Origin of the sequence: Clostridium sp. (assembly GCF_051654825.1) — a bacterium.
In the GTDB taxonomy this organism is placed as follows: domain Bacteria; phylum Bacillota; class Clostridia; order Clostridiales; family Clostridiaceae; genus Clostridium.
On the sequence record NZ_JBOFYU010000221.1, the window covers coordinates 38,264 to 52,836 of the forward strand.

At 30.4% G+C, this 14,573-nt stretch carries 12 protein-coding genes; 1 reads left to right on the forward strand and 11 read right to left on the reverse strand.

What is annotated here, in order from left to right:
• Positions 1 to 4: 4 nt before the first annotated feature.
• From mtaB to ACRDBA_RS13060, 10 genes are all read right to left on the reverse strand, one after another.
• Positions 5 to 1,309 carry a tRNA (N(6)-L-threonylcarbamoyladenosine(37)-C(2))-methylthiotransferase MtaB gene (gene mtaB, locus ACRDBA_RS13015; RefSeq protein WP_438573354.1) on the reverse strand — a complete coding sequence of 435 codons (1,305 nt, stop codon included), beginning with the start codon at positions 1,307 to 1,309 and terminating at the stop codon, positions 5 to 7.
• On the reverse strand, positions 1,309 to 2,073 hold the full coding sequence (locus ACRDBA_RS13020) for an RsmE family RNA methyltransferase (protein ID WP_438573355.1): 765 nt from the start codon (positions 2,071 to 2,073) through the stop codon (positions 1,309 to 1,311). Before ACRDBA_RS13020 ends, mtaB begins: the two co-directional genes overlap by 1 nt.
• 23 nt (positions 2,074 to 2,096) lie before the next feature.
• A complete protein-coding gene (gene prmA, locus ACRDBA_RS13025) occupies positions 2,097 to 3,038 on the reverse strand; it encodes a 50S ribosomal protein L11 methyltransferase (protein WP_438573356.1) in 942 nt (313 codons plus the stop codon).
• Between the two features lie 246 nt (positions 3,039 to 3,284).
• Positions 3,285 to 4,829 carry a nitrite/sulfite reductase gene (locus tag ACRDBA_RS13030; RefSeq protein WP_438573357.1) on the reverse strand — a complete coding sequence of 515 codons (1,545 nt, stop codon included), beginning with the start codon at positions 4,827 to 4,829 and terminating at the stop codon, positions 3,285 to 3,287.
• 183 nt (positions 4,830 to 5,012) lie between these two features.
• Positions 5,013 to 6,149, reverse strand: coding sequence for a molecular chaperone DnaJ (dnaJ, locus tag ACRDBA_RS13035; RefSeq protein ID WP_438573358.1), 1,137 nt, complete (start codon positions 6,147 to 6,149; stop codon positions 5,013 to 5,015).
• Positions 6,150 to 6,250: 101 nt separating this feature from the next.
• Positions 6,251 to 8,107, reverse strand: coding sequence for a molecular chaperone DnaK (gene dnaK / locus ACRDBA_RS13040; RefSeq protein WP_438573359.1), 1,857 nt, complete (start codon positions 8,105 to 8,107; stop codon positions 6,251 to 6,253).
• Between the two features lie 67 nt (positions 8,108 to 8,174).
• Positions 8,175 to 8,804 (reverse strand): nucleotide exchange factor GrpE, encoded by a 630-nt coding sequence (gene grpE, locus ACRDBA_RS13045; RefSeq protein ID WP_438573360.1) that lies wholly within the window; start codon positions 8,802 to 8,804, stop codon positions 8,175 to 8,177.
• A gap of 20 nt (positions 8,805 to 8,824) precedes the next feature.
• Positions 8,825 to 9,856 (reverse strand): heat-inducible transcriptional repressor HrcA, encoded by a 1,032-nt coding sequence (hrcA, locus tag ACRDBA_RS13050; protein ID WP_438573361.1) that lies wholly within the window; start codon positions 9,854 to 9,856, stop codon positions 8,825 to 8,827.
• Between the two features lie 190 nt (positions 9,857 to 10,046).
• Positions 10,047 to 11,186 carry a radical SAM family heme chaperone HemW gene (hemW, locus tag ACRDBA_RS13055; RefSeq protein ID WP_438573362.1) on the reverse strand — a complete coding sequence of 380 codons (1,140 nt, stop codon included), beginning with the start codon at positions 11,184 to 11,186 and terminating at the stop codon, positions 10,047 to 10,049.
• A gap of 94 nt (positions 11,187 to 11,280) precedes the next feature.
• Positions 11,281 to 11,550 carry a hypothetical protein gene (locus ACRDBA_RS13060; protein ID WP_438573363.1) on the reverse strand — a complete coding sequence of 90 codons (270 nt, stop codon included), beginning with the start codon at positions 11,548 to 11,550 and terminating at the stop codon, positions 11,281 to 11,283.
• Between the two features lie 168 nt (positions 11,551 to 11,718).
• Between ACRDBA_RS13060 and ACRDBA_RS13065 the strand changes: the two genes are divergently transcribed.
• Positions 11,719 to 12,633 carry a patatin-like phospholipase family protein gene (locus ACRDBA_RS13065; protein ID WP_438573364.1) on the forward strand — a complete coding sequence of 305 codons (915 nt, stop codon included), beginning with the start codon at positions 11,719 to 11,721 and terminating at the stop codon, positions 12,631 to 12,633.
• Positions 12,634 to 12,715: 82 nt separating this feature from the next.
• Here ACRDBA_RS13065 and lepA read toward each other — a convergent pair whose 3' ends face one another.
• On the reverse strand, positions 12,716 to 14,521 hold the full coding sequence (gene lepA, locus ACRDBA_RS13070; RefSeq protein ID WP_438573365.1) for a translation elongation factor 4: 1,806 nt from the start codon (positions 14,519 to 14,521) through the stop codon (positions 12,716 to 12,718).
• Positions 14,522 to 14,573 lie beyond the last annotated feature (52 nt).

A 14,573-nucleotide genomic window follows, 5' to 3' on the forward strand; every position in this document is an offset into this window, starting at 1 on the left:
AAAATTATACTAATTCTGCAATTGCAATTTCACCATTAGTTTCTTTTATATTAACCTCTACTATTTTACCAGTTATATCTGAACATGTACAAGGAACATGAACCTTTATATAGTTTCTTGTATATCCCTCATACACATTTTCTTTTCCCTTAACTTCTTGCTCAATTAATACATCCATTTTTTCGCCAATAAACTTTTCAGTAAACTCTCTTTCATTTTTATCATTAAGTTCTATTAAAAGTTTACTTCTTTGCTCTTTTATGCTTCCATCTAATTGATTCGGCATATCAGCAGCTTTAGTTCCTTTTCTTTGGCTGTATTTAAATACATGAGTCTTAGTTAATTTTATTCTTTTTAAGAACTCGTATGTTTCATTAAACTCCTCATCCGTTTCCCCAGGGAATCCAACTATAACATCTGTACTTATTGAAACAGTAGGCATAGTTTCTCTTAAAAGCTCTACAGCCTCTTCATATTCTTTAGCTGAATATCTTCTATTCATTCTCTTTAATGTAGCATCTGCTCCACTTTGAAGTGATAAATGGAAGTGAGGACATAGCTTTTTAAAACCTTTCATTTTTTCTATTACTTCTTCAGTAAAGAAAGCAGGCTCTATTGAACCAATTCTAATTCTTTCTATTCCATTTACCTTTTCTATTTCTTCTATTAAATCTACTAGAGTAATAGTTCCTTCTAGGTCTAATCCATAAGAAGCTGTATGAATTCCTGAAAGTATTATTTCCTTAAATCCGTGTTCAGCTAATTTTGTAACTTCTTCTATTACCTTTTTAGGGTCTTTTGAACAAACTGATCCTCTAGTATAAGGAATTATGCAGTATGTACAAAATCTATTACACCCATCTTGTATCTTTAAGAAAGCTCTAGTTTTATCTTGATATTCTTCTATATTTAAGTCCTCAAACTTTTTATTTTTTAGAACTCCTTCTACATAAACTTGTGACTTTCCTTCATCTCTAGCCTTATTTACATAATAAACTACGTCACCTTTATTTCTAGTTCCTAAAACTACATCTACACCTGGTATTTCTGAAACTTCCTTTGGTGCAATTTGTGAATAGCATCCAACCGCTGCTATTACAGCATCTTCATTTAATCTTCTAGCTCTGCTTATTATTTGTCTAGATTTTTTATCTCCCATGTTAGTTACTGTACAAGTATTTATTACATATACATCTGCAACTTCACTAAAATCTACAACTTCATAACCTTCTCTTAAGAACTTTTCAGCCATAGCTTCTGATTCATATACGTTAACTCTACAACCTAATGTAGAAAATGCTACCTTCATTAAATATTTCCTCCTAAATCACCTAACTCATATTGAATTAAAGAAGTAGCTACAAAACCAGCCGTTTCAGTTCTTAATATTCTACTTCCTAATGTAATAATATAAGCTTCATTTTCTTTAAGCATATCTATTTCCTCTTGTTCGAATCCACCTTCTGGTCCAACTAAAATACCTATACTTTTTATAGTACTTAAATCTTTATTTTCTTTTTTCATTTGTTCAAACAATGTTTTTATTCCAAAGTTTTCTGCATTTTCATAAGGTATAAGCATTAAATCTAATTCTTTCATTTTAGTTAAAACATCATTAAATGATATTGGTTCAACTACCTTTGGAATGATACTTCTTTTACTTTGCTTTGCTGCTTCTAAAGCTATTCTATTTAACCTATCAAGCTTTTTAAAGTCTCCCTTTAACTTTATATCTACACGTTCTGTTAAAGTTGGAATAAATTCAGTTATTCCAAGTTCCGTCCCTTTTTGAACTATTAAATCCATCTTTTGAGATTTTGGTAATCCTTGAAATAAATATATTTTTACATCACTTTCATTATTTATATCTAATTTTTCAATTATAGATACTAAAACTTCTTGCTTGCTTACAGATTTTATTTCTCCTAAAAATTCATCACCTATACAATTGTTTAAAACAACCTTTTCACCTTCATCAAGTCTTAAAACTCTATATATGTGTTTTACATCATCTCCAACAATTTTAGCTTCTTCTTGAGTAAAATTTTCTGCAGGAGTAAAAAATTTATGCATTATACTCTCTCCTTAAAATTAGATTACTTTAATTTAGCTACTATACAGTTCCATTCTCCATCCTTGTTTACTTCAAGAACTTCAAATCCTGTTTCTTCTAATTTATTAGTAACCATTTCTACTCTGTCATGAATTATACCTGATGTAATAAAGTATCCGCCTTCTTTTATAACTCTCTTAACATCTTCAGTTAAAATGCAAACTATTTCAGCTATTATGTTAGCTACAACTATGTCTGCCTTACCATTTATTACTTCTACTAAATTACCATATAAAACTTCTATATTATCTAAGTTATTAAAACCTACATTTTCCTTAGCTGATTCTACTGCTACTGGATCTAAGTCAACTCCTACTGCTAATTTTGAACCTAATTTAGCTGCTGCTATAGCAAGTATTCCTGAACCACACCCTACATCAAAAACTGTACTTTCAGGCTGTACATATCTTTCTAAAGCTTGAATACACATTCTAGTTGTTTCATGTGTACCAGTACCAAATGCCATTCCTGGATCTAACTCTATAACTAATTCATCATTAATAGGCTCATAGTTTTCCCAAGTTGGTTTTACTACTATCTTTTCTCCTACCTTTGTTGGCTTGTAATATTTTTTCCAATTGTTTGCCCAATCTTCTTCAAACATTTTTTCATCTTCTACTCTACCTTCACCAACATCTATTCCCATATCTCTTAATTCAGTTACTTTTTCATTTACATATGTAATAATTTCTTCAATATTATCTTCTTCTGAGAAATACGCCTTAACTACTGCAACTTCTCCCTTATGTTCTAATACATTTATATCTGCAAAATCCCAAGTTAAAGGTCCTTGCTCTCTTCCTAAAATATCATTTGGATCTTCTATTGCAACACCTTTACAATCTAACCCATAAAATATTCCTGAAATAGGCTCTAGAGCCTCACTTTTTGTTATTATTCTAATTTCTATCCATGTTCCTTGCATAAAACACCTGTCCTTTCAAACATACTTCGACTAATTCTATATTTTACACTTATGTTAACTCTATGTCTAGCTTTAACATAAATAATCACTATACAAACTACACTTTATATTTTTTATTTTACATATATTATTATTATCAAAATATTCTTTTTTTAGTAAGCAATTATTCATTATAAAGAAAAAGATACCTAAAGACTAATATCCTTAACCTAGTTAACGGATATTACCCTAAAGGTATCTTTAATATTATACTAAATATTTATTTACTATTTCTTCAAACTTAGGTGTTTTTACATATTCATCAAATTTCATATTTGCTGAGTCTACATCTACTGCTAATTCATATAAGAATTCTGGAATTTTAGCTGATAAAATTTCTCCATAACCCTTTCCTAGCCTAGCATTATCTATAGAATATGCCCCATCAACAAATAATGTAAAGCATTCTTGAACAGATTCATCTACTCTCTTTTTCTTTCCTGTAAATCCTATTGAACCTATTTGATGAACTCCACAAGAGTTTCCACATCCTGAGATATAAACTCTTGGTAATACATCCTTTTCAAATCCTTTTTCTTTAAAATAATTCATAATAGATTCTAAAAGCCCTTGACTATTGCATAAACCAACTTGACAAGTCGGAACTCCTATACATGCTACACTTTGCTCAAAGACAGTTTTCCCACCCATATCTTCTGTTAATGCTAATAATTCTTCTGCTTCTTTTCCAGTAAGATTTCTAAAGTAAACTCCCTCTGTCATAGCTAATCTTATTTCTACATCTTCGATTTTTTCTATATTATTAATTATTTCCTTTAAATCGTTTAATTCTAATTGTCCACCAACTGGATGTAAGTAAACGCTATATAATCCTTCTTGATTTTGTTTAAATAATCTTGCAGATTTTACTTCAGTTGAAATTCCATTCTTTTTATACGCTTTATGCTCAATATTAAGGTCTAATCCACCTTCATTCATAGCTTCATCTACATATTTTTTATATTGTGCTAAGAATTCTTCTTCACCCATTCTATCTAAAATATATCTTACTCTTGCTTTATTTCTATTTTCATAATCACCTTCAGCCATAAAGAACTTTGTCATTGCTTCTATATGATATAAAACATCCTTTGCTTCAATAAGCTCTGGGTACTTAACTGCCATTTTAGGATTTTGCCCTAATCCTCCACCTAAGTAAACTCTAAAGCATTCTTTATCTCCATCTTTTATAGCTAAGAAACCTAAATCTTGAACTGTACAATGCGCTCCATCAGCATTACTGCTTGAGAAAGATACCTTTAACTTTCTTGGTAGTTTATAAGTATATATTTTTTCTAAGAAGTGATTTCCAACAGCTAATGCATAAGGTGTAGCATCAAATGCTTCTTCTGTATTAACCCCAGATAATGGTGAAAGAGCAACATTTCTTGGGAAATTACCTCCTGCACCTCTTGTATATATATCATTATCTAATGCTTCTTTCATTAAGTCACATACATCATCAATTGATAATCCATGTAATTGTATTGCTTGACGAGTAGTTAGATGTATCCTCTTCATTCCATACTTTTCAGCTAAATCATAAACCTTTTTAATTTCATTTACATCAGTTACCCCTGAAGGAATTCTTAATCTAATCATAAATTCCTTTCCTCCACGATGAGCATAAATTCCAAACCCACCTGAGGCATGCTTAAATTGCATTACGTTTAGTTCCCCATTTAAGAATTTATGTCCCTTTTCTCTAAAAGCTTCTATTTCACTATATAAAACTTTCTTTAATTCTTCCATAATTTCCACCTCTACTCTTTATTTATCATTTTTATTATATCACTAATATTTACTAGTCTTTATTGGATTTTATTATATTCATAATTAGCATATACCTATATACAATTTATCTTTTGAGTTTTGTTAGATAATTATACTTTAAGTAAAAAAAATAAAGGTTTGATTTCTCAAACCTTTAAAAGTCTATTTTTTACTAAATAAATCTTTAAATCCTTTTTTATGCATTGAAGATTCATCAAAGCTTTCACCTGATGCCTCCATAAACATTCTTAATGCTTCCTTTTGCTTATCATTTAAACTCTTAGGAATATCAACAACTACCTTAACGTATTGATCTCCTCTTCCTGAAGAATTTACCTTTGGAACTCCCTTACCCTTTAATCTAAATAAAGTTCCTGATTGAGTTCCTGATGGTACGTTATATTTAACATCCCCATCAACAGTAGCAACTGTAATTTCAGTTCCAAGAGCAGCCTTTGCCATTGATATATGTGCATCTATATATATATCGTTACCTTTTCTAACAAATTTCTTTGATGGAGTAACATTAATTCTTATATATAAATCTCCTGGAGGTCCATCATTTTTGCCATGCTCTCCTTGACCTCTTAATGGCATTACATTACCCGTATCAACACCAGCTGGTACATTAACAGTAATTTTTCTATTCTTTCTTGTTTGACCTCTTCCGCTACATGATGTACATGGTTCTTCTATAACGCTACCTTTTCCACCACATTTATCACAAGTAGATGTACTTACAAAGCTTCCTAATGGAGTTTGTCTTTGAACTCTTACTTGACCACTTCCATTACAAGTAGGACAAGTTTTAGGACTAGTTCCCGGCTTTGCCCCTGAACCCCTACAAGCTTCACAATTTTCACTTCTGTTAATAGCAATTTCCTTTTCAGCTCCAAAAACTGCTTCTTCAAAAGTTAATGTTAAATTATATTCTAAATCGTCACCTCTTTGAGGCCCATTTCTTCTTCTACCGCCGCCACCGCCGCCGCCAAAGAAGCTATCAAATATATCACCAAAGCCTCCCATATCTGAGAAGTCAAAGCCACCAAAACCACCTGCTCCAAATCCACTTCCATCAAAGTCAGCAGTTCCATATTGGTCATATCTTGCTTTCTTCTCTGGATCTGAAAGCACTTGATAAGCTTCATTTATTTCCTTAAACTTATCTTCTGCTTCTTTATTACCTTGATTTTTATCAGGATGATATTTTATAGCTAGCTTTCTAAAGGCTTTCTTTATTTCATCATCTGAAGCTCCCTTCTCTATACCAAGGGATGCGTAATAGTCTTTATTTGCCATCTATTCTTTCACCACCAAATTATTTTTACTTATTAAAGAGGGAAGACGAACTTTATCTTCCCTCATTCATATATTATAGCTATTTTACCTTATGGTTACAACTATTTATCTTCTTTTACTTCAAAGTCAGCATCTACTACATTGTCATCATTAGCTGCACCTGCATTAGCTCCACCCATGTTGCTTGGATCGAATCCAGCATCTTGAGCTCCACCATTAGCATTTGCATCAGCATAAATCTTTGATGATACTGCATAGAATTCTTGAGTTAATTCTTCCATAGTTTTCTTTATAGCTTCTAAATCTTCGCCATCTTTAATCTTGTTTAACTCTTCTAATTTAGCTTCTATCTTAGCTTTATCTTCTGCTGATACCTTATCTCCAAGTTCTTCTAAAGTCTTTTGAGTTTGGTAAGCTACTTGATCAGCGTTATTTTTAACTTCTATTTTTTCTTTTCTCTTTTTATCTTCTTCAGCAAACTTTTCTGCTTCTTTAACTGCTGCTTCTACTTCATCATCTGATAAGTTAGTTGAAGCAGTAATTGTTATATTAGCTTCCTTGTTAGTTGCTTTATCTACAGCTGATACTTTTACTAATCCATTAGCATCTATATCAAATGTAACTTCGATTTGAGGAATTCCTCTTGGAGCTGGAGCAATACCTGATAAAGTAAATCTACCTAAAGTCTTGTTGTCAGCTGCCATTTGTCTTTCACCTTGAACAACGTGGATTTCAACTGATGTTTGCCCATCTGCTGCTGTTGAGAAAGTTTGGCTCTTTTTAGCTGGTATAGTTGTATTTCTTTCTATAAGTGCAGTAGCAACTCCACCTAAAGTTTCAATTCCTAATGTTAATGGTGTAACGTCTAATAATAATACGTCCTTAACTTCTCCAGTTAATACACCTGCTTGTATAGCTGCACCTACAGCAACACATTCATCTGGGTTAACTCCCTTTGATGGATCTTTTCCAGTAAAGTTTTTAACTGCTTCTTGAACAGCTGGAATTCTTGTTGATCCACCAACTAATATTACCTTATCTATATCACTTAATGAAAGATTAGCATCTGCTAAAGCTTTTTTCATTGGTTCAATAGATCTTTGAACTAGGTCATGAGTTATTTCGTTAAATTTAGCTCTTGTTAAGTTAAGATCAATATGCTTTGGACCAGTTGCATCAGCAGTGATGAATGGTAAGTTTATGTTTGTTTGCATTGATGATGATAACTCTATCTTAGCTTTTTCAGCAGCTTCTTTTAATCTTTGAAGTGCCATTTTATCATTTCTTAAATCTATTCCGTTTTCTGCTTTAAATGTATCTGCAATGAAGTTCATGATTTTTTCATCAAAATCATCTCCACCTAATTTTGTATCTCCATTAGTTGATAATACTTCAAATACACCATCTCCTAATTCAAGGATTGATACGTCGAAAGTACCTCCACCTAAGTCATAAACAAATATCTTTTGGTTTGTATCCATTTTATCTAAACCATATGCTAAAGCTGCAGCTGTTGGTTCGTTTATTATTCTTAATACTTCTAATCCTGCTATTTTACCAGCATCTTTAGTCGCTTGTCTTTCTGAGTCATTGAAGTAAGCTGGAACTGTTATAACAGCTTGAGTAACTGGTTCACCTAAGTAAGCTTCTGCATCAGCTTTAATTTTTTGAAGTACCATTGCTGATATTTCTTGTGGTGAATGATCTTTTCCATCTATAGTAACTTTATAGTTAGTTCCCATATGTCTTTTAATTGATATTATTGTTTTATCTGGGTTTGTAATCGCTTGTCTTTTAGCAACTTGCCCTACTAATCTTTCTCCGTTAGCTTGGAATGAAACTACTGAAGGAGTTGTTCTTGCACCTTCTGCATTACTGATTACTACTGGTTCTCCACCTTCCATAACTGCAACACATGAGTTAGTTGTTCCTAAGTCAATTCCTATAATTTTTCCCATAATATATTCCTCCTAAAAATCTATTAGATTTCATTTTTTAAATTTAATTTTTCTAAAATATATTTTACTAATTTGCTACTTTAACCATTGTATATCTTATAACCTTATCTCCTCTTTTATATCCCTTTTGGAATACTTCAGCTACTACATTAGCATCAAGATTTTCATCTTGAATATGCATAACAGCTTGATGAAGATTTGGGTCAAAGCTTCCTGTTGCATCTATTTCTTCAACCCCTAGCTTTTCAAATGATCCTGAAACACCTTTTATAGTCATTTCAATTCCCTTTTTAAAGTCTTCTATACTTCCATCAGCTTGAAGAGCTCTTTCTAGGTTATCTAAAACAGGTAACATTTCTTTTAATACATCTGTACAAGCATCTGTATAAATACCTTCTTTTTCTTTAGCTGTTCTTTTTCTATAATTTTCGTATTCAGCACTAATTCTTAATAATCTTTCTTTTAATGCTTCTACTTCATTTGTAAGCTTTTTATTTTCTTCCTTTAAATTTTTAACTGTTTTTAAAGGATTCCAGCTATCTTTTGGCTCTTCCTTTGCTTCTGAAGTTTCTTCTTCAACTTTTTCAGTTTCTTCAGCTTCAATTTCTTCTACATTTTCAATATTTTCTTCTTCAACTTCTATATCTTCTATAGTTTCATCTATGATTTCTTCATTAAACTCCTTGTTATTTTCCATAACAACACCTCGTTTCTCTCTTATTCAATACTTTGATTTCTTAAACTTTTATTTAATTCCTTCATTACTTGACCCATAATAGCTATAACCTTTGAATAATTTATCCGCCTCGGACCAATTAATCCTATAGTTCCTATTGGGCGTCCATCTAAAGAATATTCAGCTGAAATTACAGAGCATTCTTTTGCCTCAGGGAAATAATTTTCTTCACCAATTTTTATTGATATTTCGCCTTGAGGCTCTAAAAGTTCTATTACACAATCTTTATCATTTATTAGAGAAAGTATTTCTTTAGCCCTTTCTATATCATTGTACTCGGGATAATTAAATATATTTGTTGTACCTTCTACTAATATATCTGAATTATTTGATTCCTTAAGAGTTTCATATAAAGCTGGTAAAATAGCATTAAATAACTCGTCAAACCCTTTTAATTCACCTTTCAAATTGTTAATTACCTCTAGATTAATTTCTTCTATAGTCAGATTCTTAAGGTTTCTATTTAAAACCTTATTTATCCTTTGAAGTGTATCTGTCTCTGGCATATCAGTAACTCTTATTCTATGGTTTTTTATTACTCCACTATCTGCAACTATAACAGAAACTAAATTATAGTTATCTATCATAAGTAGCTGAATTGATTTTATATAACTTCTTTTAACTGATGGTGTTTGTACCATACATGTTAAATTAGTAAGTTCTGAAAGTAGTGTACAAGCTTGTTTAACAATTTTGTCTACTTCATACATGGCAGAATTAATAATATATTCTTTAATTTTAAGCTCTTCTTCTTTACTTAAGCTTTCATTACACATTAATTGGTCAACATACAATCTATATCCCTTACTTGAAGGTATTCTTCCTGAAGAAGTATGAGGTTGTTCTAAATATCCCATTTCTTCAAGATCTGCCATTTCATTTCTAATTGTAGCTGATCCAACTCCTAAATCATGCCTTTTTGCTATTGTTCTAGAACCTACTGGTTCTCCTGTCATGATATAGTCATTAATAATAGCTTGAAGTATTTTAATTTTTCTTTCATCAATAGCCATGACATCACCTCTAACTGTTAGCACTCATTAATGTCGAGTGCTAATGACTACAATATCAATATATTCCTTATTGGGTTTTTTGTCAATAATCTAAATATTTAAATTCATTTATCTTAGCTAATAAATTTAAATTAAATTAATATTTCTTATTATTTCTAATTATTTCTTCAATTTACTATATAACTCATTATTATTTTTCTAATATAAATTCGCTCATAACACTATTAGACAGCTCTATACCCTTTTCAGTTAACCTTATATTTTCATTATCTTCTTCTAGTAACTTTCTCTCTTTATTTTTTTCTATAACCTCTCCATATATACTCTTAATATCTATACCAAATCTAGTAATAAATTCTCTTTTACTTATTCCATTAATTAGCCTAAGTCCCATAAACATAAATTCTTCTATACTATCTTCTTTTAAGTTTTTAACTTTTTCTTCCCTTGTATCTTCATTATTTTTTATTTTTTTTATATATTCTTTTACGTTATTTATATTTTTAAATCTATATCCATCTATAAATGAACTTGATGATGATCCAACTCCTAGATATTCATCACATTCCCAATAAATTTTATTATGTAAACACTCATACCCCTCTTTAGAGTAATTAGATATTTCATATTGATTATATCCTTTGCCCTTTAACACCTTTTTAGTTAATAAATACATTTCTCTTTCATCATCTTCTGATGGTAAATTTAACTTATCATTATTCCATAAACCATAAAATTTAGTTCCCTCTTCAATAATTAAGCTATATGCTGAAATATGCTCTGGATTTAAATCTGCAATAACTTCTAATGATTCTATCCAATCACTAACCTTTTGATTTGGAAGACCAAACATTAAATCAACATTTATATTTTCTAAACCTACTTTTCTAGCTAATTTGAAATTTTCCTTAAACTCATCATATGTATGAATTCTTCCTAACTTTTTAAGCAATTCATCTTGCACAGCTTGAAGTCCCATACTTATTCTATTTACACCACCTGATTTCATAGCATTAAGCTTATCTTCCTCTAATGCTCCTGGATTACACTCCATAGAAAACTCCATATTTTCCATTAAGTTAAGCTTATTTATAGAAATAAGTAATTTTTCTATTTGATTTTTATTTAAATATGAGGGAGTTCCTCCTCCTATAAAAATACTCCTAATAGAGTACTTTGATGCCTTTTCTTCAATTTCCTTTGTTAATGCTTCTATATACTCATCCATTAGAGGCTCTAAAGAAGAGTATGATGGAAAATCACAGTAAAAACATTTTTGTTTACAAAATGGTATATGTATATATAATGCTATTTCTTTTAATTTATTCATTTTTTCACTTCCTAATTTTTATTAAACATTAAAGGCTACTAAACTATGTCAGTAACCCTTAATTTTATTAAATTTACTAAAGTATATTACATATCTATACTTCTAGCAATTCTATATTCATTATATTATGACTAAGCACATCTCTTTTTAAAACTGAAACCTTAGATACTACTCTTTCTCCTATTAAATTTAATTCTATTTCGTCCTTTGCTCCATACCTTGATACATAAGTATCTAACTTATATGATGGTATAGAAATATAAACTACCTCTCCACTTTTCTTTTTTAATAATCCTGTAGTATATCCAGAGTTTCTAATTTTCTTTCCCTTTACTTTAACATCTCTTAAAATTGCTTCTAACATAATATATCCCATCCCTCTAAAAATATTTACAATAATATATATTTATTAAGTTTGTAAATAATTACACTTTATATTTAATTCTTTATATTTACTTTTACTCAATATATTCACTATCATAATTTTAAATTCTGAATATCTTAATTAATATAAATTATTAGGAGATTAACTATGAAGAGTTTTAAAATATTAGCCTTTGATGGTGGAGGTGTAAGAGGAGCCTTATCTGTTAGAATACTGAAAAAGCTATGTGAAAAACACCCTAATTTATTAAATGAAATTGATTTATTTGCAGGAACTTCTACTGGTTCAATAATAGCACTTGCTTTAGCATACGGAATTTCTATAGATAATTTAGATAATTTATATAGCTATGAAGTAACTAAGAAAATCTTTTCACCCTCTAGATTTAACCTTTTTAAACCTAAATTTAGTAATAAAAATTTAAAAATTGAGCTATCAAAATACTTTCCAGATGATTTAACTATAGGAGACTTAAAAAAACATGTCTATGTTCCAACCTTTAATGTTAAAGGTCTTACTAATGATTCTTGGGAGGCTGTTTTTATTAATAATTTAACTCCTAATGAAACCTCTAGCTTCACTGTTATCGATGCTGCTTTAGCTAGTTCTGCTGCACCTACATATTTTCCATCTCATAATAATTTTATTGATGGTGGTGTAGTTGCAAATTCTCCAACTGCTGCCTGTATTTTTTCTTCCTTAAATGCCATTAGATATAGAGGATATTCACGTGAAATAAAGCTTTTATCTATTGGTACTGGCGATAGTTCCGAAAGAATACATGGAAATACAGAAAAATGGGGAATTTTTCAATGGTCATTTCATCCCTTTACTAAAATGCATTCTCCCTTAGTTTCTCTTTTAATGGATGGAATGTGTGATTTAGAGGATATCTATTGTAGAGAGTTTTTGAAAAGCAATTATTTTAGAATAAACCCTCCTGTTTCTAAATTTATTGAAATGGATAATTATAAATTTGTACCTTACTTAAAGGCTCTAGCTGAAAATGTTGATTTGACACCTACATGTAGCTTTATAGAAAATATATTCCTAAAAAACTAATCTCTTTCATATTTTTTTACTTTTAGCAAATAAAAAAATGCTATGCTTTTATATAAAAGCATAGCATTTGCTAACTTATAAATTAATCTACTTTTAAAACTGACATGAATGCTTCTTGTGGTATTTCTACTGATCCCACTTGTCTCATTCTCTTCTTTCCTTCTTTTTGCTTTTCTAATAGCTTTTTCTTTCTTGAAATATCTCCACCGTAACATTTTGCAAGTACGTCTTTTCTCATAGCCTTAACTGTTTCTCTAGCTATAATTTTTGAACCTATTGCAGCTTGAATTGGAACTTCAAACATTTGTCTTGGTATTATTTCCTTAAGCTTTTCAGCTATTCCTCTTCCCTTATCGTAAGCTCTTTCCTTTGGAACTATCATAGATAAAGCATCTACTACATCTCCATTTAACATAATATCAAGCTTAACTAGCTCAGTTCTTATATATCCTTTAAATTCATAATCTAAAGATGCATAACCTCTAGTTCTTGATTTTAAAGTGTCAAAGAAATCATAAACTATTTCATTTAGAGGTATATCATAGTTTATTGCAACTCTTGTTTCCTCTAAGTATTGCATATCTATAAATGTTCCTCTTCTTTCTTGACATAGCTCCATTACAGCTCCAACATAATCTGATGGTGCTATTATGCTTCCCTTAACTACTGGTTCTTCCATATAATCTATTTCTGTAGGTTCTGGAAGGTTTGTAGGATTTGTAAGTTCAATTACTTCACCATTAGTTTTTATAACTTTGTATATAACTGATGGCGCTGTAGTTATGATGTCAAGGTTAAATTCTCTTTCTATTCTTTCTTGGATTATTTCCATATGTAATAACCCTAAGAATCCACATCTAAATCCAAAACCTAATGCTATAGATGTTTCTGGTTCAAAGTTTAAGGCAGCATCATTTATTTGTAACTTTTCTAATGCATCCTTTAATTCTTGATATTTAGCTCCATCTACTGGATAAATACCTGAGTAAACCATAGGTATAGCAGGCTTATATCCTTCTAATGCAGATTCTGTTGGTCTATCAGCTTCTGTAATAGTATCTCCAACTCTTGCATCTCTAACATTTTTAATTGATGCAGCAATATATCCAACATCTCCAGCTCTTAATTCAGGTATTGGTAATGTTTTAGGTGTAAATACACCTACTTCAGTTACTTCATAAACCTTGTTAGTTGCCATTAACTTAATCTTAGTTCCAGGCTTAACTACTCCATCAATAACTCTTACATATGATACGACACCTTTATAACTATCATAATATGAGTCAAATATTAATGCCTTTAAAGGAGCTTCTTCATCTCCCGTTGGAGCTGGTATCTTTTCAACTACAGCTTCTAAAACATCACCAATATTTAAACCAGTTTTTGCTGATATCATTGGTGCATCATGAGCTTCTATACCTATTATATCTTCAATTTCTTGTTTTATTTCATCTGGTCTTGCTGATTGTAAATCAACTTTATTTATTACTGGAGCAATTTCTAAATCATTATTTAATGCTAAATAACAGTTTGCTAAAGTTTGAGCTTGAACCCCTTGTGTAGCATCTACTACTAAAATAGCTCCTTCACATGCTGCTAAACTTCTTGATACTTCATATGTAAAGTCTACATGTCCTGGAGTATCTATAAGATTTAATATGTACTCCTCACCATCAGCTCTTCTATATATAAGTCTTGCTGCCTGTGATTTTATTGTAATTCCTCTTTCTTTTTCAATTTCCATATTATCAAGGATTTGTTCTTCCATTTCTCTTTGAGTAAGAGTTCCTGTTGCTTCTAATAATCTATCTGCTAGGGTTGACTTACCATGGTCTATATGTGCAACTATTGAAAAATTTCTAATACGTTCTTGTCTATTGTTTTTCATATATCTAAACTATTTACCTCTTGGGCTAATAGTTACTTCACCCCCATTATAA

Bases quoted from the DNA above. Each gene is read 5' to 3' on its own strand.
- ACRDBA_RS13065 (WP_438573364.1), top strand. From the start codon at position 11,719: ATGAAGAGTTTTAAAATATTAGCCTTTGATGGTGGAGGTGTAAGAGGA.
- ACRDBA_RS13020 (WP_438573355.1), bottom strand. From the start codon at position 2,073: ATGCATAAATTTTTTACTCCTGCAGAAAATTTTACTCAAGAAGAAGCT.
- prmA (WP_438573356.1), bottom strand. From the start codon at position 3,038: ATGCAAGGAACATGGATAGAAATTAGAATAATAACAAAAAGTGAGGCT.
- lepA (WP_438573365.1), bottom strand. From the start codon at position 14,521: ATGAAAAACAATAGACAAGAACGTATTAGAAATTTTTCAATAGTTGCA.
- mtaB (WP_438573354.1), bottom strand. From the start codon at position 1,309: ATGAAGGTAGCATTTTCTACATTAGGTTGTAGAGTTAACGTATATGAA.
- hrcA (WP_438573361.1), bottom strand. From the start codon at position 9,856: ATGGCTATTGATGAAAGAAAAATTAAAATACTTCAAGCTATTATTAAT.
- dnaJ (WP_438573358.1), bottom strand. From the start codon at position 6,149: ATGGCAAATAAAGACTATTACGCATCCCTTGGTATAGAGAAGGGAGCT.
- hemW (WP_438573362.1), bottom strand. From the start codon at position 11,186: ATGAATAAATTAAAAGAAATAGCATTATATATACATATACCATTTTGT.
- ACRDBA_RS13060 (WP_438573363.1), bottom strand. From the start codon at position 11,550: ATGTTAGAAGCAATTTTAAGAGATGTTAAAGTAAAGGGAAAGAAAATT.
- ACRDBA_RS13030 (WP_438573357.1), bottom strand. From the start codon at position 4,829: ATGGAAGAATTAAAGAAAGTTTTATATAGTGAAATAGAAGCTTTTAGA.
- grpE (WP_438573360.1), bottom strand. From the start codon at position 8,804: ATGGAAAATAACAAGGAGTTTAATGAAGAAATCATAGATGAAACTATA.
- dnaK (WP_438573359.1), bottom strand. From the start codon at position 8,107: ATGGGAAAAATTATAGGAATTGACTTAGGAACAACTAACTCATGTGTT.